This is a genomic window from Ammoniphilus soli, from assembly GCF_040813775.1.
On record NZ_JBEGDL010000001.1, the window covers coordinates 229,867 to 249,932 of the forward strand.

At 42.2% G+C, this 20,066-nt stretch carries 27 protein-coding genes; 17 read left to right on the forward strand and 10 right to left on the reverse strand.

Going from position 1 to position 20,066, the window contains the following annotated elements:
* The first annotated feature begins 34 nt into the window (after positions 1 to 34).
* Complete coding sequence (locus tag ABLT31_RS01255; protein ID WP_367747836.1) at positions 35 to 298, forward strand: hypothetical protein; 264 nt, start codon at positions 35 to 37, stop codon at positions 296 to 298.
* Positions 299 to 332: 34 nt separating this feature from the next.
* Complete coding sequence (locus tag ABLT31_RS01260) at positions 333 to 887, forward strand: phosphatidylglycerophosphatase A family protein (RefSeq protein ID WP_367747839.1); 555 nt, start codon at positions 333 to 335, stop codon at positions 885 to 887.
* Positions 888 to 899: 12 nt separating this feature from the next.
* On the opposite strand, the gene ABLT31_RS01265 is transcribed toward ABLT31_RS01260, so the two are convergent.
* The gene (locus ABLT31_RS01265; RefSeq protein ID WP_367747842.1) at positions 900 to 1,391 is read right to left on the reverse strand and encodes a hypothetical protein; all 492 of its coding nucleotides are present in this window, start codon (positions 1,389 to 1,391) and stop codon (positions 900 to 902) included.
* A gap of 77 nt (positions 1,392 to 1,468) precedes the next feature.
* Here ABLT31_RS01265 and ABLT31_RS01270 point away from each other — a divergent pair, with 77 nt between their 5' ends.
* Positions 1,469 to 1,633: a hypothetical protein gene (locus ABLT31_RS01270; protein WP_367747845.1), complete on the forward strand. Its 165-nt coding sequence runs from the start codon at positions 1,469 to 1,471 to the stop codon at positions 1,631 to 1,633.
* A gap of 130 nt (positions 1,634 to 1,763) precedes the next feature.
* Positions 1,764 to 2,324, forward strand: coding sequence for a hypothetical protein (locus ABLT31_RS01275; protein WP_367747847.1), 561 nt, complete (start codon positions 1,764 to 1,766; stop codon positions 2,322 to 2,324).
* Between the two features lie 81 nt (positions 2,325 to 2,405).
* Here the strand turns inward: ABLT31_RS01275 and ABLT31_RS01280 are convergent, their stop codons facing one another.
* Positions 2,406 to 2,840, reverse strand: a complete 435-nt coding sequence (locus ABLT31_RS01280; RefSeq protein ID WP_367747849.1) for a DUF1885 family protein — start codon at positions 2,838 to 2,840, stop codon at positions 2,406 to 2,408.
* Positions 2,841 to 3,088: 248 nt separating this feature from the next.
* Here ABLT31_RS01280 and ABLT31_RS01285 point away from each other — a divergent pair, with 248 nt between their 5' ends.
* Positions 3,089 to 3,607: a MarR family winged helix-turn-helix transcriptional regulator gene (locus ABLT31_RS01285; RefSeq protein WP_462976454.1), complete on the forward strand. Its 519-nt coding sequence runs from the start codon at positions 3,089 to 3,091 to the stop codon at positions 3,605 to 3,607.
* Between the two features lie 52 nt (positions 3,608 to 3,659).
* On the opposite strand, the gene ABLT31_RS01290 is transcribed toward ABLT31_RS01285, so the two are convergent.
* The 3 genes from ABLT31_RS01290 to ABLT31_RS01300 all read right to left on the reverse strand — a co-directional run bounded on the left by ABLT31_RS01290 (position 3,660) and on the right by ABLT31_RS01300 (position 7,016).
* Positions 3,660 to 4,646 carry a 4Fe-4S binding protein gene (locus ABLT31_RS01290; protein ID WP_367747851.1) on the reverse strand — a complete coding sequence of 329 codons (987 nt, stop codon included), beginning with the start codon at positions 4,644 to 4,646 and terminating at the stop codon, positions 3,660 to 3,662.
* A 143-nt stretch (positions 4,647 to 4,789) separates the two neighbouring features.
* A complete protein-coding gene (locus tag ABLT31_RS01295; RefSeq protein WP_367747854.1) occupies positions 4,790 to 6,259 on the reverse strand; it encodes an aminotransferase class I/II-fold pyridoxal phosphate-dependent enzyme in 1,470 nt (489 codons plus the stop codon).
* Positions 6,260 to 6,383: 124 nt separating this feature from the next.
* Positions 6,384 to 7,016, reverse strand: coding sequence for a DUF1054 domain-containing protein (locus ABLT31_RS01300; protein ID WP_367747857.1), 633 nt, complete (start codon positions 7,014 to 7,016; stop codon positions 6,384 to 6,386).
* A 195-nt stretch (positions 7,017 to 7,211) separates the two neighbouring features.
* Here ABLT31_RS01300 and ABLT31_RS01305 point away from each other — a divergent pair, with 195 nt between their 5' ends.
* From ABLT31_RS01305 to ABLT31_RS01330, 6 genes are all read left to right on the forward strand, one after another.
* A complete protein-coding gene (locus tag ABLT31_RS01305; protein WP_367747860.1) occupies positions 7,212 to 7,811 on the forward strand; it encodes a hypothetical protein in 600 nt (199 codons plus the stop codon).
* 364 nt (positions 7,812 to 8,175) lie between these two features.
* Positions 8,176 to 8,667, forward strand: a complete 492-nt coding sequence (locus tag ABLT31_RS01310) for a DUF4446 family protein (RefSeq protein ID WP_367747863.1) — start codon at positions 8,176 to 8,178, stop codon at positions 8,665 to 8,667.
* A 107-nt stretch (positions 8,668 to 8,774) separates the two neighbouring features.
* On the forward strand, positions 8,775 to 9,545 hold the full coding sequence (locus ABLT31_RS01315) for an HAD family hydrolase (protein WP_367747866.1): 771 nt from the start codon (positions 8,775 to 8,777) through the stop codon (positions 9,543 to 9,545).
* 231 nt (positions 9,546 to 9,776) lie between these two features.
* Entirely contained in the window at positions 9,777 to 10,049 is a 273-nt protein-coding gene (locus ABLT31_RS01320) for a YlaH-like family protein (RefSeq protein WP_367747869.1), read from the forward strand.
* Between the two features lie 3 nt (positions 10,050 to 10,052).
* Complete coding sequence (locus ABLT31_RS01325; protein WP_367747872.1) at positions 10,053 to 10,331, forward strand: hypothetical protein; 279 nt, start codon at positions 10,053 to 10,055, stop codon at positions 10,329 to 10,331.
* A 101-nt stretch (positions 10,332 to 10,432) separates the two neighbouring features.
* Positions 10,433 to 10,777, forward strand: a complete 345-nt coding sequence (locus ABLT31_RS01330; RefSeq protein WP_367747875.1) for a c-type cytochrome — start codon at positions 10,433 to 10,435, stop codon at positions 10,775 to 10,777.
* Between the two features lie 88 nt (positions 10,778 to 10,865).
* Here the strand turns inward: ABLT31_RS01330 and ABLT31_RS01335 are convergent, their stop codons facing one another.
* A complete protein-coding gene (locus ABLT31_RS01335) occupies positions 10,866 to 11,102 on the reverse strand; it encodes a glutaredoxin family protein (protein ID WP_367747878.1) in 237 nt (78 codons plus the stop codon).
* Between the two features lie 145 nt (positions 11,103 to 11,247).
* Between ABLT31_RS01335 and ABLT31_RS01340 the strand changes: the two genes are divergently transcribed.
* Positions 11,248 to 11,709: a pyridoxamine 5'-phosphate oxidase family protein gene (locus ABLT31_RS01340; protein WP_367747881.1), complete on the forward strand. Its 462-nt coding sequence runs from the start codon at positions 11,248 to 11,250 to the stop codon at positions 11,707 to 11,709.
* Positions 11,710 to 11,741: 32 nt separating this feature from the next.
* Here the strand turns inward: ABLT31_RS01340 and ABLT31_RS01345 are convergent, their stop codons facing one another.
* On the reverse strand, positions 11,742 to 12,284 hold the full coding sequence (locus tag ABLT31_RS01345) for a YhcN/YlaJ family sporulation lipoprotein (protein WP_367747884.1): 543 nt from the start codon (positions 12,282 to 12,284) through the stop codon (positions 11,742 to 11,744).
* A gap of 403 nt (positions 12,285 to 12,687) precedes the next feature.
* Here ABLT31_RS01345 and ABLT31_RS01350 point away from each other — a divergent pair, with 403 nt between their 5' ends.
* From ABLT31_RS01350 to ABLT31_RS01360, 3 genes are all read left to right on the forward strand, one after another.
* Positions 12,688 to 14,022, forward strand: a complete 1,335-nt coding sequence (locus tag ABLT31_RS01350) for a PhoH family protein (RefSeq protein ID WP_367747886.1) — start codon at positions 12,688 to 12,690, stop codon at positions 14,020 to 14,022.
* A gap of 128 nt (positions 14,023 to 14,150) precedes the next feature.
* Positions 14,151 to 14,774 carry an MBL fold metallo-hydrolase gene (locus ABLT31_RS01355; RefSeq protein ID WP_367749331.1) on the forward strand — a complete coding sequence of 208 codons (624 nt, stop codon included), beginning with the start codon at positions 14,151 to 14,153 and terminating at the stop codon, positions 14,772 to 14,774.
* Positions 14,775 to 15,076: 302 nt separating this feature from the next.
* Positions 15,077 to 16,282, forward strand: coding sequence for a class I SAM-dependent methyltransferase (locus ABLT31_RS01360; RefSeq protein ID WP_367747889.1), 1,206 nt, complete (start codon positions 15,077 to 15,079; stop codon positions 16,280 to 16,282).
* Positions 16,283 to 16,399: 117 nt separating this feature from the next.
* Here ABLT31_RS01360 and ABLT31_RS01365 read toward each other — a convergent pair whose 3' ends face one another.
* Complete coding sequence (locus ABLT31_RS01365) at positions 16,400 to 16,666, reverse strand: DUF2626 family protein (protein WP_367747892.1); 267 nt, start codon at positions 16,664 to 16,666, stop codon at positions 16,400 to 16,402.
* 122 nt (positions 16,667 to 16,788) lie between these two features.
* Positions 16,789 to 17,490: a helix-turn-helix transcriptional regulator gene (locus ABLT31_RS01370; protein WP_367747895.1), complete on the reverse strand. Its 702-nt coding sequence runs from the start codon at positions 17,488 to 17,490 to the stop codon at positions 16,789 to 16,791.
* A gap of 271 nt (positions 17,491 to 17,761) precedes the next feature.
* Between ABLT31_RS01370 and ABLT31_RS01375 the strand changes: the two genes are divergently transcribed.
* The gene (locus ABLT31_RS01375; RefSeq protein ID WP_367747898.1) at positions 17,762 to 18,118 is read left to right on the forward strand and encodes a Spx/MgsR family RNA polymerase-binding regulatory protein; all 357 of its coding nucleotides are present in this window, start codon (positions 17,762 to 17,764) and stop codon (positions 18,116 to 18,118) included.
* 63 nt (positions 18,119 to 18,181) lie between these two features.
* On the opposite strand, the gene ABLT31_RS01380 is transcribed toward ABLT31_RS01375, so the two are convergent.
* Complete coding sequence (locus ABLT31_RS01380; RefSeq protein WP_367747901.1) at positions 18,182 to 19,060, reverse strand: 5'-3' exonuclease; 879 nt, start codon at positions 19,058 to 19,060, stop codon at positions 18,182 to 18,184.
* A gap of 154 nt (positions 19,061 to 19,214) precedes the next feature.
* Here ABLT31_RS01380 and ABLT31_RS01385 point away from each other — a divergent pair, with 154 nt between their 5' ends.
* A complete protein-coding gene (locus ABLT31_RS01385) occupies positions 19,215 to 19,967 on the forward strand; it encodes an enoyl-CoA hydratase/isomerase family protein (protein ID WP_367749332.1) in 753 nt (250 codons plus the stop codon).
* The last annotated feature ends 99 nt before the right edge of the window (positions 19,968 to 20,066 follow it).

Here is a 20,066-nt window from a genome sequence, read left to right on the forward strand (position 1 = left end):
TTTGTGTTATTCTATTTAGTAGGAGACTGATTTTTTGTTTGAATTAATAGATGATTTGTTTTTTAGCGGTAAAAAAAGCTTCATTGAAGCATTTCAGGGAAGCCAGACCCCCTTTAAAGGAAGCTTTTTCCCTAACTTTACATCAAGGGGTAAACCCTCAAATTTGATAAAATTGATTTTATCAAATTTGACCCGTAGAGTTGATGTAAAGTTAGGGAATTTATGCGGAATAAGGATGACAACTCGAGGAAGTTTATACAATCTTATTCCGAAAGAAAAGGAGCCAAACAGGTTTTGAGTGGGGATAGATCGCATTAGAGGGGAGATTTCTTATGAGGAGACAAATACACAGCAAAGAAGTGAAGGCAGCAGCATTGAAAAGACTGGATGATCGTGGTGTCACGATTGAGGATATTGCCGAGGTTGTCTACCTTATGCAAGCCCCGTATCACATAGGACTAAAGATTGAAAGCTGCATTGAAAGCGTTCATGCCGTACTGGAGAAAAGGGAAATACAGCATGCGGTATTGGTTGGAACAGAACTGGATATCCTAGCCGAAAAGGGGCTATTGGCCGAACCATTGCAATCCATAGTGGAAAGCGACGAAGGGTTGTTTGGCTGTGACGAAACACTGGCCCTTGGATCCGTTTTTGGATACGGAAGTATAGCCGTAACCACTTTTGGTCATCTTGATAAACAAAAAGTCGGAATCATTAAAAAGCTAGATACGAAACGAGGAAAAGGGATTCATACTTTCCTGGATGATCTTGTCGCTAGCATCGCCGCATCCGCATCCAGCCGCATGGCCCATCGGCTTCGCGATGAAGAAGAGGCGGAGAGGGATAGGAAGCTAAACGATTCAGATGAAAACCAACAGGTAGGATAAGTAATAAAATCCCTAATTCCTGGGATTACTATTAAAGGATAATTCAGCCTTCTCGGCAGCGTTCTCCGATTCGCTAGCCTGAAAGCAACAGGTAGCTATGCATTGGTTTAACGGTTTGGTCTGGTAATGGATACATCTCTTGCAGAAGGGCTCGACATAGTGGACGACGGGATTGGAGTAAAACCGCTTTTCAAAAGCCAATAATTGTTTAACAAGGGCTCTTACCAATTGGTTGATCATTTTTTTCGACTCTGCTGGGTCAATAACCTGAAAGCACACTTTTATATAATCGTTGTTTACCATAATCTTCGACTTCAAATGGAGGACAGGATCACTTACCTGTACCCCATCTAATAAAAATTGCACACCCAAAAGGCTTACGGGCCTGATTTTGAAGGTTTCGGAAATGTGATGATGAACTACGCCATGAAACTCATGTTCTACACGGAAATGCGCTTGGAACGTTTTATGAGGAAAAGCTTGCTTGAACCATACCTTGAACATGATAAATCATCCTTTATCTGAACAATTTATACTTAGTGTTCTCTGTTAACGAGAAATCATAAAGGAGTTTTTCTAGAATGAAATGGATCTATTGGTCAAGAATGTTTGAATCGAAGTTCCAGGCAGGCTGTTTAGCTAAGCGCATGAGTGAAGATTGGTGGGTGTATGGATACAGAAGTCCAAAAGAAGTGGAGATCTTCCGATATAAGAACGGGAAATACGGAGTAAGGTACGTGTGGTAGGGGATGAGAAGCTTAATGAATGGGTTTTCTGGGAGCCAAAGGCAAAACAAAATAAAATTGGGGATCAAACAAAACTATTGGGCACTTTGCGCGTATAACCATGTAAGAAAAAGAAATACGGAGGTTCACAATGAAACGCAAGGCGATAGCTCTCATCTCCACCTTTTGTCTCTTAGGTTCAACACCTGCCCTTGGCGCTCCAGTTGAAGATGCCTTCTTTAAGCGTTTTGTTAAAGTTGATTCGTTTCTCGAAAGAGGGCTTGGCTATGAAGCACCTGTTGAGGGGGATATCATTGCACTCCTTGGAACTAAACCCAATGTGAACATGATCGTTTCTGAACAGGTTAAGGAAAGTGCGACCAATCGGATTTCTCTCACGCCTTTTACATCCGTTAAAAAGAATGCGAAAATGATTCCCCATCTGTACTATATGATTGATGGTGCACCTGCAACGAGAGCGTTATATTCCCAGGTGACTGTACTGGATCCCAGGAACAGAGAAATCTTATCGATTGATTTAGATCCCGTCAATACCCAAGCGAGAGGAACAGCTTTTGTCGGGATTGCTACACTGGATGAGATTACCTTTGATCGCGTAGGAGAATATAAAATCCAATTTCTGATGAAAATTAGACATACGGACAAGTATGTAAGAGTCGGACAAACCATTATTAAAGTGAATTCCAATTAAAGAAAAAGAAAAGGAGTAGCCCCTACCTGGAAAGGGGGCTACTCCTTTTCTTAGCCATCCATAAAGCTTTTTCGTAGTTCCTTATTTGCGTGGATAATAATACATTACTCGATTATTAAATAAATGAAGCTCCCCCTGAAATTCCTTAGCCAGATATTTACAGAATTCATTTGCTTTGCCCTTATCGCCATGAGTGCTGCCTTCCGGTAAAACAACCTGGATAAAAAATTGAGAAGTTTTTTCATCTTCTCTCTCTATTTCTTCTTCTCCAACACCGAACATGATGTATTTGTAAAGCTTAGGGTCATTTCCCTTGAGATAGAACCACTTGCCTTGAGCTTCCGGCTTTTCTATCAACGTATAGGGAAAGGCAGCATCAGCATAACCCCATGCCAGCTGTTGTCCTGTTTTTTGTGTCATCTCTATGTAATGTTTTATTTTACTTTTGACATCATCCAATGTAACTTGGTGAACACGCGATTCCTTAACTAACTTTATATAGGCACTGCTACCCATCGAATTTTCACTCCTCAAGTTCGCTTGATCTCCCTTGCTAAGCGCACCTCTGCTGTGCTATCCACATCTTAGCATTCCTATAGGAGTTTGACAACCGAATCCAGAAGTCTGGCAATAAAGGCTGAAAAAGGGCTTGACTAAATTTTTTGAAAAATATACAATAAGCATAATACTTTACAAACAACAAAATGATTGCATTGCCATAACATAATAGGTTGAAATCAAAGTATGTAAGTGAGGAGAAAACGATGAAGGATATGCAGGATCGCATTCAACAACTTCATGAGGCTCTAAACCTATTCCGAGCCATCTCTGTTGTAAACAAGGATGATTGGGAGGCGGCAGCGAAACGGCTTAATTTGGATTCAGCAGTGCAACTTAATATTTTGTGGATTGTGTATTGCTATGAAGGGGTACGCGTAACACAAATTGCTGAGTGGACTTTCTGGCACCCTTCTTCTGTTGTTATTCACGTCAAGAAGATGATGGAGAAGGATTTAATTACGATTGAGAAAAGCGACAAAGATGGTCGAGTCGTGAACGTATTCCTTACAGACTTGGGTAAAAAGATCGTCGAAGATAGCCGGATTCAGGCCCTGGAGAATTTTCACTTTACGAAGGCACTGGATAGCTTCAGGGATAGGTACGGGACAAACGTAATGAACCTTTTCTTTGAATGCCTTAGCTTTTTAGCCCAAGAGCTTCACGGTGAAGAGAAGATTAAATGGATTAAGGAAAGTGAAGAGAAGGTCAGAGAGATTTCATAAATGAAGAAGCCCTGATGCATACAGCAGAAGGGCTTCTTCATTTTCGCATTTTTTATTTAGACGCAACCGGAAAAATGCTCAGGTTCTTTTCAATCACATGACCATCTTCGCTTTTTACCTTGATCAAAATACTAAAGTTTTGTCCCAAGCTTGCTTGATCGATGCGGAACATCATCGTTTCTTCAAGGGAACTGTTTCCTTCAACTTTCAGAACTGAAGGAAGCTTGCTATCCCATGCAGAAGGAATACCGTCATATTCGACTTGATAGAGGACAGGCTCCTTATAGTTATTCCGAATGTCTAAGCCATACGCGTAAGTAATATATTCTCCTGCCGGTATGCCTTGTATTTTTTTATCAATGGAGACAGAAAATCCGCTAGTGGTCATTATAGAGTATCCTAACAAACCCATGATCGTCATTACGAGAATTAAGAGAACCAATCCCGCCCCTCTAAACATGTTCTTTATGCCGCCATTCCGCGAGTCCTTGTCTGATAGGATCATTTGAAACATGCCATAAGGACATGCTGTCCGGCAAAATATGCTTCTCAGCCTAAAAATCATAATAAAGAAGAGGATGATCAAGACGGCGTAGGCGCCTATCGCCCAGCTGTTCCACTGCAACGTGATAATATCTCTGAATAAAATAATAGGATCAAAAAAATAAGCGACCATACTAAAAGCAATAACTGGGGCAAATATAACAGATAAAAGAATGTTCAGCAGTTTTTGAACCTGTGGCTTGTTTTTCAGATTCTCAGATCCGGTAAATTTGGTGATATAAGCGGAGAAGGTATTATGAGGACACATCCATCCGCAAAATTGGCGTCCAAACCACTTAGAAATACCAACAAAGAAAAAAACGATAAGAAGTACACTAAGAAGCAGAATATACCCTTCGCTAAAGGAAAAACTTTTTCGCAAAACATAAAAGCGGAGCTGCATTAAATCCATCCTAAAGAGATCCAGTATAGGAACAATGAAGAACAATAGGAAAATGGCCACTTGTGTTACTGTTCTGGTTCCCCCAACTTTCATCTCACTCACCCCATTTGTACTATTTATACCGTCATTCTCTCATACCCTACCAGGTAAATACAGTGAATACTTTGTGAAAAAAGGAAAAGGTGTGAATCCCTTGGGGATTCACACCTGATTTAATGGATAGCTATAGCTATAAGCTATTTTATAGGATTATGCCTTTTAATTACTCGAATGGTCTCGATGCTTTCATCCTCTGGTCCTTGAACCGGAAGGCCGACCGCCAAATTCTCCTGAATGTAATCAATGTTATCTTGAGAAATGATTTCTCCGGGAAGAAATATAGGGATTCCTGGCGGGTAGATCATGATGAATTCAGCAATAATTCTACCCTGGGCTTCCTTTAAGGGAATGATCTCGGTTTCCGAGTAGAAGGCTTCTCTTGGACTAAGAGCTAATGCAGGAATCTTTGGCAAGGTAACGGACACCGTTTCTATCTTGCTTTTCAGATAGCATTCATCGGAAAGATGTCTGATGGCTCGAATTAGTGCTTGAATCGTTTCATCCGTATCCCCTGGGGTAATAATGCAAAGGATGTTATACAAATCACTAAGTTCAACCTCAATCCGATAATGCTCCCGCAGCCATTTTTCTACTTCGTAACCCGTAATCCCAAGTTCTTTTACATGAATAATGAGCTTGGTAGGATCCATTGCAAAAGTTGCGGGAGTACCCAGTATTTCGCTGCCGACACAGTAAATGCCTGGAATTTCATTTAGTTCCCTGCGAGCTATGTCCGCCATTTGGATAGCTGCATTTGCCATATCCCTGCCATCCATGGCAAGCTGCTTGCGTGCTGTATCCAATGATGCAAGAAGAATATAGCTCGTAGATGTAGTTGTTAGCATGCTAATCACAGACTTTACTCGATTCGCCGAGACCAATCCTTCCCGTACATTGAGAATGGAGGTTTGGGTTAGAGAACCGCCTAACTTATGGACACTTGTGGCTGCCATGTCGGCTCCCGCTTGCATCGCTGAAACCGGAAGATCCTCATGAAAATGAATGTGGACCCCATGTGCTTCATCGACTAGAACTGGAATCTCAAATTGGTGAGCAAGTTCCACGATTCCCGTTAGATCTGCAGATATTCCAAAATAAGTGGGGTTGATGACCAATACCCCTTTCGCATCCGGATGGTGCTCGAGTGCTTTGCGAACCGATTCCGTCGTAATGCCGTGGGAAATCCCTAGCTGTTCATCCATCACTGGATGAACAAATACAGGGATAGCCCCTGAGAAAATAATGGCTGACATGACTGATTTATGTACATTGCGCGGTACAATGATCTTATCTCCAGGAGAGCAAACGGCCATGATCATCGTCATGATTGCACCGCTGGTTCCTTGCACGGAGAAAAATGTATAATCTGCCCCAAATGCCTCAGCAGCCAATTGTTCAGCTTCCAGGATCATTCCCTTTGGATGATGCAAATCATCCAGAGGGCCAATGTTAATCAAATCGATGGATAATGCGTTTTTTCCGATAAACTCCCTAAACTCGGGATTCATTCCTTGTCCCTTTTTATGACCTGGGATATGGAATTGAATGGGATCCCGCTTGGCATGTTCCAATAGTCCTGAAAAAAGCGGGGTTTTATTTTGATCCATCGTTATCCCCCCATCCATATAAAAATTGCAACAAAATTGAGTATATCAATCTGTAACGATTTCAACAATATTTTCTTTTAGGTTTTCCTATAGAAAAAAAAAAAACCGCCTTTTAAGGCGGAGATTAAGATGAATGAAAAGCCATTTGGTATAAAGGCATTAAGGTTTTGAACGTATGTTTAACGATGCCGATAAATTCATCGCCGTTCTCTAGGATCCGATCTCCGCTTGGAAAGTGTCGGCCAACCAGGAATTCCGCTTTTTTCACATCGCGAAATCGAACTAAGCTTTCTTCCAGCTGCTCACCGCTTAGGTCCTTCATAGATAAGGAGTTTTTCTGTGTATGGTCCAATGAAATGACAAAATCACTTGGAATCATATCGCGAAGCGCATCTATATTTCTTAGGAAGTTCTCCGCAATCTGTGTTTTGTTAGGAGCCTCGTAGATGCAAGCCAGCCAAATAAATACATGGTCATCAAACAGACCAACCTGAAAGTGCGGGTGCTTTTTATAGCCCCGCTTATCATGGCAGATGGCTAACCAAGTATCCTTTGGAGGATTGACCGTTCTTCGAGCGTGCTTAGCAATATGCAAAAACATTTCGTTCCCGGCTAAAACAGCCAATTCATCGCAAAGAAGCGTTCCTATCTCCTTAAATTTAGGTTGTATCTGTTCACGAATCGCTTCCATTCTTTCATCAAGTCCCTCGATAGAGAAGACAGCAAAATCCTTAGGGGTAAAGCCAGTAAAAACCATTCCTTATAGCCTCCGCGTAGTGAATTTAACATAAATATACCATAATGCTCATACATATATAAGACACAACAAGAGGCAAGCATTTACAAGGGCGAGAAAAAGTGGATTTGCCTAATTTATACTTGATTTTATTGTTTATTCGTAATATTATTGTATTAAATATACTGAAAATTTAGTAAAAGATGGAGGCCGCTTATGAAATCGTATGAGGTTATGGAATATAGCAATATCACCTTGCATTTCGAGAAATCTCACATCGAGTGTCTTATTGATGCCGTGGTTGAAGCGGGACTGCCAATAGCTTGGAAAGAAACAAAAAGGTACTTTACCCTCTCCATTAAGACAGTGGAAACAACAACAAGATTAACTTTTGAGAAACATGGAAAAACATACAAGTTGCGAAACAAGAGTTATCATTTTAGAGATATCCGATTTGCTACGATTTTTCAGCGCTTTATACAAGATGTAAAGGGACACGCTGTGGTAAAGCTTCTTTCAAATGATCAGCTGCTGGTTCAGAATATTCGTTATGGCGAGTCTGTGCGAATCGTTGAAATTAAGGGACCTAATAAGAAGATTTTGTTTGAAAAGGAGTGCATCGTCACTATGGAGCAAGTTCAAGAAGCCATCCAACGTAAGGACGCAGAAGAAAGGATTCCGGTTTTAAGGCTTGAATTGGATTATGAATTGGCACAATTATTCGAAGCGATGCAGCAAGGCGAAACCCACCGAGCAGATGAATGTAAGAAAAGGCTAGAGGGCCTAAGATTGGAAATGCTGATGCTGGAAATATAGTTTGCATATCTGAGGAAGCGCCTTATAATGAAGGGTGCTTCCTTTATTTTTTGACTGTTTAAGAAAGTTTAAGTTCACTAAAGCGCTAAAGTGAACAAGCTTTCTTAAACACATAAATTCCCTAGCTTTACATCAACCCTCCGGGTCAAATTTGATAAAATCAATTTTATCAAATTTGAGGGTTTACCCCTTGATGTAAAGCTAGGGAAAAAGCTTCCTCTAAAAGTGGTCTGGCTTACCACGAAAAATGCTTCAATGAAGCTTTTTTCAATCAATCAAAGAGGATCCATGGAGGAGGTAAGATGAATTAGCGACAATACATAGTACAGACTAGAAACAGGATATGAGGGGGAGGGAGATTAACGTGAACACCTGGAACGAACTGCAGATCATGGCAATAATGATCGGAATGCTGATGATCTTTGTCATTCTCCTCTTGGTATGGATCATTGTTACATGGGTGCGTTTGTGGAAATTAAGAAAACAGTTTAACCAGCTGCTCGAGGGGACAGAAAAGGAAAACTTGGAGTCGTTACTGGAGAAGCTGTTCGATCGTATTTACCTTCTTGAACAAGAGCACTGCATACAGAAGGAGTCGCTAGGCCAAATGGCCGATACTCTTCAACGAAAGAAAGGGAATGTAGGGGTCGTCAGGTTTAACGCGTTCGCTAATGAAGGAAGTGATCTAAGCTTTTCCATCGCTTTTATTGACGACAAAGCGGATGGTTTTGTAATGACCAGTATATTCGGACGTGAGGAATCTAGGACATATGCCAAGCCGCTGGAAAATGGAAAGTCCTCTTACCATCTCACTGAAGAGGAAATGCAGGCAATTGAAAAAGCCCAAAATTTTTAATGGGCTTTTTTTTTATTTCGAAAAAAAGGGCTTATCCTACGTTTAAAAAAACATTGCTATAATCTTCAGAATATGGTATTCTAAAAAACAAAGTGAGTTGAATCGGCATGTTTATATTTGACATCGATGGCACATTGTTGAATAGCAGGGAGCAGATCCTCCCCAATACCCTTTTTGCCCTGCAGAAACTGCGAGCCGAGGGACATCCGATTGCACTCTGTACGGGTAGGACCTGGGCCTGCACTAAACCTATCATGAAGAAGGTCTCGCCAATGGTCGATTATGTGATCTGCGGCAATGGATCGCATATTCGCACACGTGAAGGTGAAATTCTTTATGATAATAATTTACCTCCATATTTTATCCGCCGTTTTATTGAGCTGGTCTCCGGTCTCGCAGATTTTCTGATCGCTACGAACCACATGGTCATAAGCACTTCTTATCATACTCCCTATAATGATGTAGAACATTGCATGCGCTTGTTTGATCATAATCAATTCCACGAAAAAATCCACGCTAAGAATCTACTCGCTTTTAATTTGGATGGAATATCCAGCCGAAGCAGGGAGAAAATTAGACAGGAATTAAATAGTATCGATCCAGGGATCAGATTAAGTCCCAATCCTGATATGTGGGAAGTTTTATCAGGGCATGATAACAAGGCATCCGCTCTATGCAGGTTGAGCAGGAATACTGGGATTCCGCTTAGCCAATGTACAGCGTTTGGAGACAATTACAATGATATTGATATGTTCCGGGTTGTGGGGAAGGCTGTTGCCATGGGTAATTCCCCAGATGAAGTGAAGGCTTATGCGCACCATGTCACCATGTCTAATAACGAGGATGGAATTTATCATTACTTGAAGGATCTTCTCTGATGTTAGAATTGGATAAAACTTCAACCATTATCTTATTGAGACATGTGGTAAAATACATTCAGGCTTACTATTTTGATCAAACCCTCTGAAACATGAAGCGTGTTTCGAGTATATCCACTAGCCCTATAGGGCTAGTTTTTTTATGTCATCTGGGCTTTATAAGTTTTCTTGCTACAAAGCTTGTTCTCTTTCTTTAGAAAAGGTAAAGTAGTATCTAGTGAGGTGATGGAATTGGAATGGATCAAGACTATGATGGATACATATCCCTATTATATAATCCTTATACTTGCAGCCTTTGTTTATGAGCTCGGTTTTGCTAGAAAGCTCCCCCTCTTAAAGCGGATCTTTATTTATATCTTGCTGGCTATTGGCTGTGTGCCTCTTACGATCCTTAAAGCGTTGGGTTTGCCGATGATTGAGGCCATGCTAGTTGCGGCTGCCCTTTTAATATTTGTAAGATTGCGCAGACCGGCGGATTCCAGGGAAAACGAAGGGATGAGGTAAAGGATGACGCTTTACGATACACTTATTAATTGGCTTCAGCTTTGGTTAGTGGTGGAAAGCCGTCCGCATGATGAAGCAGCTAAGCAATCTATGGAACATGTTGCCGATATCCTGAATCAGAATTATCAAGTGAGCATTGTGGAAGTAGTAAAGGATTCTAGCCGATATCAAGTGAAGTACACCAAAAATGGAGTGGATGAGACCCAGCAATTTCCACAAGAAGCTGCTGAGGTTCTTCTTTCCTTTATCAATGAAAATCCTGAACGTTATGATTTTAACTAAGAATTCTATTCGCATTTCTAGGGAAAAGATATTATAATGGGACTATTGAGTGAAAAAGAGTAAAAATAGAGATGTTGAGTTGGAAAAAGGAGTGAAGAGTAATGGGTAAAACATCTAGAACGCTGCTTAGTTTGCTAGCAGGTGGACTCGTTCTTAGCTTAGGTCTGGCTTTCTCCGGTGCTGGCGTTCCAAAAGAAGGCGAACAAGCGGAACAGGCTGCAGGTCCTACTGCTGAAGAAGTGAAAGGGACTGTAGAGGCTGCTTGTACATCCTGTCACGGTGCTGATTTAAAAGGTTCTGCAGGTCCAAATTTACATAATCTAGACCAGAAGTATGACCAAGCTGCAATTGCAGATATTCTTCGCAATGGTAAAGGCGGTATGCCAGCAGGATTGGTTCCTGGCATTGAAGATGCAGTGGCTGAATATCTGTTAACTTTAAAGTAATCGGGTTTAAAGGGCTGTCCCCTCGCAGGGTGACGGCCCTTTTCTTGATTTCGTAACCTGGGTTGGTGTTTGTCAAGCTAGAGTCGCGCTAGCCCTGGTGTTTCTTGATCTCGTTCATTATTTCCTGTGGCCTCAGGCCTTGGATGGCGTTGCCGTTAATAACGGTAACAGGAACCCCGAGGAACCCATAGCCCTTTACATCCTCCCAGTAGGAAGGTTGAGTTGAGCAATTTCGAACCTCAAAATCAATTTGGTAATCGCGCAAGAACATCTTTAATACATTGCATTCGGGACAATGGCTTGTAGAATAAACGATGACTTTCATGATCAGTCTCCTTGTCAGAATTATTACTTGTTAGTATACCAAGATCAGGGTGGAATTAGGAAGAGGGAGAATAGATTGATGATTGGAAGGGATTGGGTATACAATAAGAATGATCCATTACATTTGTCTACAGGAGGTTATCCTATTGGCTGAAACCGTAGCTCGATCATTAAATGAACAATTGTTGCCATTGTTTAAAAAAGAAAGATTCGTATTGTTAAACACCGTAGACAAGGATACGGGTTCTCCTAACGTTAGTGCCATTTCCTGGATATATGCTTTGAATGAATCAACCATTGTTTTTGCAGTAGATAATCGTTCACGTATTGTTAAGAATATTGAAAACAACAGGAGTGTTACATTAACTTTAATTGGTGCTGGTTCGGTATATGCAATAAGCGGTGAAGCAACTATACAGGACGAGAAAATGGCTGGCGTTCCGCTTAAGCTTGCAAAAATTGAAATGCTGATCAATGGGGTGCGGGATGTTATGTTTTATGGTTCGCGAATTTCAGTAGAACCTCAGTATGAAAAAACCTACGATAAAAAGGCAGCTGAAAAACTAGATAATCAAGTGATGACTGCCCTAAAAGGGGCTAGCACCTAAATGAAGAAAAGACCCTCATCGGGGTCTTTTCTTCATTGATTGGCAGCTCGGCCCTGATTTTGCGTTTGTCTTTTTTCTGCTGTATCTCTTGGCAACTGAGGCATAAAGCGTCCTGCAATGTCCGCCAGTTCCTCTGCGAATCCTGCAACAGGACGCCCTCGCTTGATATCCTGATTGATTTCCCTGATCCGCTGAACGACATCCGGGTCAGCTACGACAATAGCTGCAGCACCCTGCGGATCTTCCCTTAATGCTTCAGCGACAGTATATTTGGTTGTTCCCACGCGCGGTCTATCTAACTTCGCTCTGACATCAATTCCAACAATGGCCATGTCACCGAAAACGATTACTGTTGCATCGTTAACGTTTGGAACACCTGTCGCTAATTTCGCCAAGCGTTCAGCTGTTGCTTGGGAATCTTGATTCGTTTTCGTTTGCTTGGCCGTTTGAGGAACACGTTCAGTTTGCTGAATCTGGGTGTTGCCTTGGCGAGCGGGCTCCCCCTGTTGCCTGCCCATTTGGCAGCCTGATAGTACCAAGGTAAGCACGGTAAGAGCAATTAGACTTTTATTCATGCAGGATACATCCTTCCTTCATTATTTTGTGCTGGATGGGAAAGGTTTTTCCCAGAAGCATATTCCTCTTAAGCTGGTCTGAGTTCCATGAAATGCTTCAATGGACGCTAAAGTGTTAAAGCGAACGAAACTTTCCGGAGGCATCAAAAGCTTCCGCTAAAGAAAAATTCGACTACATCTCCGAAAGGGCTTCGATAGAAGCTTTTCTTATTCTTCGCTTTACTCCAATAAACATGCATACATATTTCCATAATTTCATTAAAATAACTCGTCTATAATTCTTTTTTCTTCATAAACTAAAAGCAAACTCCTAATTTCAGACCATTATTTCCCTAACCTGCATAAAATAGCATGAGACACAAAAATTTGTGTTCAGTTGAGAAGAATTATAGGAGGCGAGATATTGAACAAAATCTACGTCTTGGATACGAATGTATTACTTCAAGATCCAAATGCGATCTATTCTTTTGAAGATAATGAACTCGTAATTCCGGCAGTTGTTCTCGAAGAGATTGATTCAAAAAAAAGATATATGGATGAAATCGGAAGGAATGCAAGATTCTTCTCGAGGTTATTGGACAGCTATCGGGCAAAAGGAAAACTTCATGCAGGTGTCAAGCTGGAAACGGGAGGGACTCTGCGGATTGAGCTGAATCATAAATCCTTCACTCGGATGCAAGAACACTTCGGGGAAGTAACTAACGATAATCGCATATTAGCAGTTGCTTTAAATATTCAAGCAGAACAACAAGAAATGGGGAATGGTCGTCCCGTTATCATTGTCAGCAAAGATGCTCTGGTCCGGGTTAAAGCAGATGCCATAGGGATTGTGGCGGAAGACTTCCTATCCGACCGTGTCGTTCATGAATACACGAATCTTTATACCGGTCACCTGAAAATGGCAGTCTCAAGTCAGTATATTCAGGAATTCTATTCCAATGGAAAGATTGATACAACCAAACTAACCACGAGATATAATTTTTGCCCGCATCAGTTCGTAATATTGCGAGATGAGCTGGGGGGCTCTCAATCTGCCATTGGGAAGGTGAGTGCGGATACAAAATGGCTGGAAGTACTCCGCAGGGATGAGGAGCAGGTCTGGGGCATCAAAGCGAGAAATGCTCAACAGCGTATGGCGATGGAGCTGCTGATGAACAACAATATCCCGCTCGTAACTTTAACGGGTAAAGCGGGGACAGGAAAAACGCTAATATCTTTAGCAGCAGGCCTTCATTTAATTGAAGATGAGCGAATTTACAAAAAATTGCTAGTTGCCAGGCCTATTGTTCCCATGGGAAAGGATATCGGGTTTTTGCCTGGGGAAAAGGAAGAGAAGCTACGTCCATGGATGCAGCCGATTTTCGATAACCTGGAGTATTTATTCAATACGAAAAAATCAGGCGACTTGGATAAGATTTTGGCCGGCATGGGCAGCATTCAAGTCGAAGCCTTAACTTATATACGGGGGAGAAGTATCCCGGAGCAGTTCATTATCATTGATGAGGCGCAAAATCTAACCAAGCATGAGGTTAAGACTATTCTTACCCGGGTGGGTGAAGGAAGCAAAATTGTCCTTATGGGCGATCCTGAGCAAATTGATCACCCTTACCTAGATGAGTCCAACAATGGACTTACTTATGTAGTCGAAAGCTTTAAGGATCAGAAAATGGCAGGCCATGTAAGATTGGAAAAAGGCGAGCGTTCCTCTTTGGCTCAGCTGGCAGCAGATATTTTATAAGTATGAAAGGAAAACCCGTTATGATACGGGTTTTTTTTATGCCCTGCCGTTTTTCAAAAACTTGACAGTAGTGTAGAATAGAATAAACATATTCTTTATTAAAGGAGGTAGCCCTTGTGAAAATATTCATGTTACCCTTGGGGCCGCTGCAGACAAACTGCTACGTTGTAGGTAATGAAAAGACGGGAGAAGCGCTTATCATTGATGCGGGGGCGGGACCGGATGTGCTGTTGAGCAAGGCATTGGATTATAAGGTGAAGGCCATTCTTTTGACTCATGCTCATTTTGATCATATTGCGGGTCTGAATTCAATCAGACAAGCAACCAACGCACCAGTCTATATACATAATTCAGAGCAGTCTTGGCTCCGGGATCCAGACTTGAACGGATCATCCCGTTGGCCGTCAGTAGCGGAGAAAACCATTTGCGAAAAGGCGGAATTCGAATTGGAGGATGGACAAACCCTCGAATTGGCGGGATTCTCCATCAAAGTCCTGCATACTCCAGGACATTCCCCGGGGAGTATTTCATTTGTAATTGACGAACATTTATTTTGCGGAGATGCGCTATTTGCCCAGTCGATCGGCAGAACAGACCTCCCGGGAGGGGACTACAACCAACTCATGCAAAGCATTCAGGACAAGCTAATGGGATTGGCTGATGAAACCATTTGTTATCCTGGGCACGGTCCGAAGACGACCATTGGTACAGAGAAGCTTTATAACCCTTTTATTACAGGAATGGTGAAATAAGCGGGAGATGGTTTTCAGGACGAGGGTGTCCCAAAACAAAGTCCAGGCACCTCCTGCACCATATTTAGTACATGATCTCTGATGACAAGTGCAAAATATGGTGCAGTTAGGAGAGGCCAGGCGCTTTTGGGACACCCTTTGATTATGCTCAACAAAATAAAACACAACCTTCGGGGTAGAAGGTTGTGTTTTGGGGGAGGTTTAAAATTCCGAAATATAAATAGGGTGGGGGAGATTCCCCAAGGTTCATCACATTTGTGATGTGGGATGGTTCATTTTTATAATATAAGAATATTGATAACATGTCAATAGTGTTAATTAAAGATTCGACGGCATGGAAAGGGTTGGAGGGAGAAAAGGTGAGCTTACTCGAGATAATTAAGAACATGATCAAACAAGATCCTGATCATTCTATATCCTATTACGACTATATGGAGTTAGCGCTGTATGAACCAGCCATAGGTTATTATAGCAAGGAGAAAGTAAAAGTAGGAAAAGAAGGAGACTTTTATACGAGCTCATCAGTAGGAGATGTTTTTGGCGAAACGCTGGGAGATATCTTTGCAGATATGATGTCGCGCTTGTCCTTCAATAGCCCAGGCTGCCTCGTCGAATTCGGTGGGGGAAATGGGGAGCTGATGGCTCAGATCTTAAGGAAGTGGGTAAAATCCAACCCGGATTTGTTAAGAGTGGTTAGGCCTGTCATGATTGAGAAAAGTGAATTTCATCGGCGCCTCCAGAAAGAGAAGCTTGCGGACTTTCCTGTGCAATGGTTTGAAGAATGGAGTGAGCTGGTTTCGGCGAAGGATTCGATAAATGGCGTGGTTTATTCCAACGAGCTTTTGGATGCGTTCCCCGTTAAAATAGCAGAGTGGCGCAACGGGGAATGGAAAGAAGTCAGAGTAGGCTGGAATGAGGAAAAAGCAGAATTGGAAGAAAGATTAGTGCAAGTGAAGGATATTGACCTGCTCCACTACTTAAAGCAGGAGGAGCCTTATATCCCAAAATCTTTGGGGTATCGCGTGGAATTCAATCAGGATGCTGGATCCTGGATAAGGGAAATTGGGCGAAACATGGTATCGGGCTACCTGATAACTATTGACTATGGTTATTTGCGTCCTGAGCTTTATCTCCCCCAGAGAAAGCGGGGAACCGTGATGTCCTATCGGCAGCATATAGCATCGGAGGATGTTTTAGATTTGCCTGGAGAAAAAGATATAACCTCTCATGTGAATTTTTCTTATATGATCGAAGAAGGAGAGAAACATGGTCTGTCTCATTTAGGTTTTTTTACCCAAAGTCAATTTTTAATTAACGGAGGAATTCTTTCAAAGCTCCAATCCCATCAAGAGAGTGATCCGTTTCATGGCGCCATGAGTAAGCGAAATCGTGCGATTCGTCAGCTGATCTTACCGGGAGGGATGGGGGATGCGTTTAAAGTATTGGTGCATGGCAAGGGAGTGGCTCGTCGTGAAGTACTTGGATTGGAGCCTAAAGGTTGGGTGTAGGTGAAGGAAAGAAAAAAGAAGCTTGTCGCCCGACAAGCTTCTTTTTATGTAGCCCTGCCTCTTACGCATGACAGGGGAGGAAAACCTTCAGCTTGCACTATCAAGTTTCCTATTGGGTTAAAGCACAAGCGAAGCCATAGCGTGATGTTCTCCGCCAAGCGGCATCATAAAGAAGGCGTAATAAAAGAATCCGATGAAAGAAAAAACCATATAAGCCGCAAACAGCAGCATGTACGATCTTTCGGAAAGGTTAAGATAGCTCAAGGCCACAAACAAGGCTGTTTGAGCAAAGAAAATCAGCGCCGCAGTTGTTAAGCCAGCCCACATAGACATGAGCCCAAACATTAGGGTCCAGAAGCCTAAAACGCGATACATGCGATCCATTTGATTTCCCTCCTTTTTTTGTATAAGTCCATGATAATACCAGTACCATTATAAAGGAGAACACAAGGGATGTAAATCGAAAAGGTTTTGTCTGAATTATGAACAACCTAATATGTTTTCCTTTAATTTGGCAGTTTTAGTACGGTGTAATCACACGTACGGCACCCGCCCATAATGGAATTCTCTTCTATTAATGTAATATCTCCAAAGAAGGTCTCAAAAATTCCTCGCAGGAACGTTTGATGCATTTGACAGATGCTATCGGGCATTTTCTTGGCTGCTTCCTTAAACGTGCAATTATAGATACGAAACTTGATTGTTTGTTCATCCAACTGCTCAATTTCAGGGTTTAATCCTTGGGCATAGATCAGTCGACGAATATAGTCTAGCTTGACTTCCGAATCCGCATCCGGATGAATCCGTTCGCTTTCTATGGCTCTCTTGGCGGCTTCTTGACCGAAGCGGCGGCCCATCTCGCGAAGAGCCTTTTGTCCAGGTTCCCCTAAAGAAACAAGCGTATCGATTGCAATCTCTGCAAGCAGCTGATAATCGCGCGGCGGAAACTGAAGATTCACCACTTGTTCAGAAATGGAGTAAAGACGGCTTGGTCTACCGCCTTTTCCAGTCTTTTCAGAGCAGGAGGTCAGCAGGTTGACATCCTCCAACTTGGTCAAGTGAAGTCTGGCCACGTTCGGATGTATATCAAAATGGTCTGCAATTTCTTGGACGGTCACCTGACGGTGGCTGGATACTACGTATTGATAAATAGAAAAACGAGTGGGGTCGGCCAAGACACTCGTAAGCTTCAGCGTTTCGTTTTCCACGGGCGAATCCCCCTTTGATGTTTAGTGAAAAAACGTAGCAAAAGAGTTGCTCAGTTTAAACTTATCATAACATAACCAGTATATAAGAACAGATAGCAAATAGTACTTGTCATTACTTTGTCAATGTTTTTAAAGATAAATACGGTATTTAAAGAAGGGACCATTGACGCGGATATTAAACACTATTGACATAGTAATAAATTAAGTAATATACTTTTATATAGAAAGTACTTTGGGAGATCTGAAGCTGGGATAACGAGGTGAATTGGAGATGAATGGAGCTGTTAAGTTTTATACATACCCTAGCTGTACCTCCTGTCGGAAGGCGAAATCGTTTTTGAAGAAGAACGGGATCGCTTATGAGGAGAGGCATCTTTTCCGCGAGCCGCCTACGAAGGAAGAGCTTCTGGAAATTATCAAAATGACGCATAATGGACTAGATGATATCTTATCCACTAGAAGCAGGAAGTTTAAGGAGCTAGATATCGAGATCGATGATATGACTGTATCCCAGCTTCTTGAGATGCTTCACGATGAACCGCGTCTATTGCGCCGCCCTATTCTTGTGGATGGGGAAAGATTAATTATTGGGTACAATCGCAATGCTATGGAAGAATTGCTTGCATAAGCCGAAAGAGGGCTGCCTTTAACCAGCGCACGATGGTTAAAGGCAGCCCTCTATTTTTTTGTCTCAAGCCAATAGCTTCATAAGGCTATTAAATTCAAATCGTTCAAACATGTCCTTAATTTTGTCTTGGTCAAAATTGCAATGGCACGAATTCCATACGCAGTCTAAGGGTACTAGGGTATTAATGGCAGCTAACTCCCGAGACAGGTAGATTTGATCTTTGTTTTCTAGCAGTCGCTGCTGAAGTTTACCGGAGACCTCGTGAATGGCGGCAAATACTCCGTCGATGGTACGGTAGGCAAGCAGCAGCTTTTCAGCAGTTTTGGGGCCGACGTTCGGACACCCCGGGATGTTATCGGATGGATCTCCCATTAATCCCTTTAATTCAATAATTTGGCTTGGGTGCTCAAGCCCTTTCCTATCCTTTAGGTCAGATAGAGTGATAACATCATAATTGCCGAAGCCTTTTTTCATCATAATAATAGAGGTGTTCTCATCTAAAAGCTGAAGGGTATCGCCATCTCCCGTGAGAATGTAAACGTGGGTATCCTCATTAGCATATTTTTTCGCAAATGTCCCCATGATGTCATCAGCCTCGTATCCGCTTAGGCCAACAAAAGGGATATCAAAGCTGTCTACGACTTCTTTAACCAAATCAAACTGAGGAAGAAGCTCGAGAGGGGGTTCTCCTCTGTTCGCTTTATACAAAGGGTACAGTTCATTCCGGAAGGTAGCTTTTCCCATATCTGTTGCGCAAATGATGTGCGTGGGCTGAAATTTCTTTACCGCATCCATGAAATATTTAATATATTGATAAATTGCATTCGTGTAGAGCCCACTCTTCGTTTGCATGACCGGACCGAATCCATAAGTGGCATAGAATCCACGAAACAGGAGGGCCATGCTGTCAACGATGAGCAGTCGGTTCTTCTGCTTTTCCATTTTTATTCCCCGTTTCTTATACTGGCTAAAGTATTCTTTGAAAACTGCGTTCAATTATTTACTATGCAGGAACGAACGAATAAAGTAAAGGGTAGATAAAACATAACTAGGAAAAGGCAGGTAGACAAGGATGATAGAGAGTACCTTGAAAATAGTGCTAGAGAATCAAATCGCCCTCGTCTTTTTCGATCGTCCCCAAGTGAGAAATGCGATCAGTTTCGAGATGGCGGAAGAGCTGGATCAATTGCTTGATCAGCTAGCTGCGAATCCGGAGGTGAAGGTCATCATATTCACGGGCAGCGGGGCTCAGGCGTTTGTTTCCGGGGGAGATTTAGAGCAATTCCTATCGGTTAGGGGAAAGGAAAAAGCCCTTCCTGTACTAGCAAGGGTAGGCAAATTATTAAGCAAAATAGAAAAACTGAACAAGCCTACCATCGCTATGATTAATGGTGCCGCGATAGGTGGGGGATGCGAATTGGCAACGGCTTGTGATTTCCGATTTTCAAGTGATCGGGCCGTGATGGGTTTTGTTCAGATCGGCATGCATATTACAACAGGCTGGGGATCGGGCAGTCGCCTGGTTAGGAAGATCGGCCGCAATCGAGCACTGGCTCTTTTGTTGACCGGAGACGTAATAAATGCTAGTCAAGCTATGGAGATCGGCTTCGTAGATAAAGTGTTTGAGCACAATAGCCTGCAGGAGCAAACGATTGCTTTTGCCGAAAGGATTGCAAAACAGCCTTTGAAGGGCATTGAAGCCTATATGAAAATGGTTCATGGGTTGGATGAGGGGCTGGATCTTGAAGAAAGCATTGAAAGGGAAATTGATAGATGTGCGGAGATGTGGGGATCGGATGAGCATGTAGCTGTGGTTAATTCTTTCTTGAATAAATCGAGGGGAAATTAGGTTTAAACTCCGTTTTGATTGGACATACTGTTCTACTAGAAAAATCATTCTATGAACTCTATTACCTGCATAGAATAAATTACGACCAATCAAAACGGA

Excerpts from the sequence above, each read along its gene's own strand:
- ABLT31_RS01270 (WP_367747845.1), top strand. The coding sequence starts at position 1,469 with ATGAAATGGATCTATTGGTCAAGAATGTTTGAATCGAAGTTCCAGGCA.
- ABLT31_RS01375 (WP_367747898.1), top strand. The coding sequence starts at position 17,762 with ATGAATGGAGCTGTTAAGTTTTATACATACCCTAGCTGTACCTCCTGT.
- ABLT31_RS01335 (WP_367747878.1), bottom strand. The coding sequence starts at position 11,102 with ATGAAAGTCATCGTTTATTCTACAAGCCATTGTCCCGAATGCAATGTA.
- ABLT31_RS01365 (WP_367747892.1), bottom strand. The coding sequence starts at position 16,666 with ATGGATCGCATGTATCGCGTTTTAGGCTTCTGGACCCTAATGTTTGGG.
- ABLT31_RS01345 (WP_367747884.1), bottom strand. The coding sequence starts at position 12,284 with ATGAATAAAAGTCTAATTGCTCTTACCGTGCTTACCTTGGTACTATCA.
- ABLT31_RS01325 (WP_367747872.1), top strand. The coding sequence starts at position 10,053 with ATGACGCTTTACGATACACTTATTAATTGGCTTCAGCTTTGGTTAGTG.
- ABLT31_RS01355 (WP_367749331.1), top strand. The coding sequence starts at position 14,151 with ATGTTACCCTTGGGGCCGCTGCAGACAAACTGCTACGTTGTAGGTAAT.
- ABLT31_RS01265 (WP_367747842.1), bottom strand. The coding sequence starts at position 1,391 with ATGTTCAAGGTATGGTTCAAGCAAGCTTTTCCTCATAAAACGTTCCAA.
- ABLT31_RS01380 (WP_367747901.1), bottom strand. The coding sequence starts at position 19,060 with ATGGAAAAGCAGAAGAACCGACTGCTCATCGTTGACAGCATGGCCCTC.
- ABLT31_RS01290 (WP_367747851.1), bottom strand. The coding sequence starts at position 4,646 with ATGAAAGTTGGGGGAACCAGAACAGTAACACAAGTGGCCATTTTCCTA.
- ABLT31_RS01330 (WP_367747875.1), top strand. The coding sequence starts at position 10,433 with ATGGGTAAAACATCTAGAACGCTGCTTAGTTTGCTAGCAGGTGGACTC.
- ABLT31_RS01315 (WP_367747866.1), top strand. The coding sequence starts at position 8,775 with ATGTTTATATTTGACATCGATGGCACATTGTTGAATAGCAGGGAGCAG.
- ABLT31_RS01300 (WP_367747857.1), bottom strand. The coding sequence starts at position 7,016 with ATGGTTTTTACTGGCTTTACCCCTAAGGATTTTGCTGTCTTCTCTATC.
- ABLT31_RS01360 (WP_367747889.1), top strand. The coding sequence starts at position 15,077 with ATGTCAATAGTGTTAATTAAAGATTCGACGGCATGGAAAGGGTTGGAG.
- ABLT31_RS01275 (WP_367747847.1), top strand. The coding sequence starts at position 1,764 with ATGAAACGCAAGGCGATAGCTCTCATCTCCACCTTTTGTCTCTTAGGT.
- ABLT31_RS01260 (WP_367747839.1), top strand. The coding sequence starts at position 333 with ATGAGGAGACAAATACACAGCAAAGAAGTGAAGGCAGCAGCATTGAAA.
- ABLT31_RS01280 (WP_367747849.1), bottom strand. The coding sequence starts at position 2,840 with ATGGGTAGCAGTGCCTATATAAAGTTAGTTAAGGAATCGCGTGTTCAC.
- ABLT31_RS01295 (WP_367747854.1), bottom strand. The coding sequence starts at position 6,259 with ATGGATCAAAATAAAACCCCGCTTTTTTCAGGACTATTGGAACATGCC.
- ABLT31_RS01305 (WP_367747860.1), top strand. The coding sequence starts at position 7,212 with ATGAAATCGTATGAGGTTATGGAATATAGCAATATCACCTTGCATTTC.
- ABLT31_RS01285 (WP_462976454.1), top strand. The coding sequence starts at position 3,089 with ATGAAGGATATGCAGGATCGCATTCAACAACTTCATGAGGCTCTAAAC.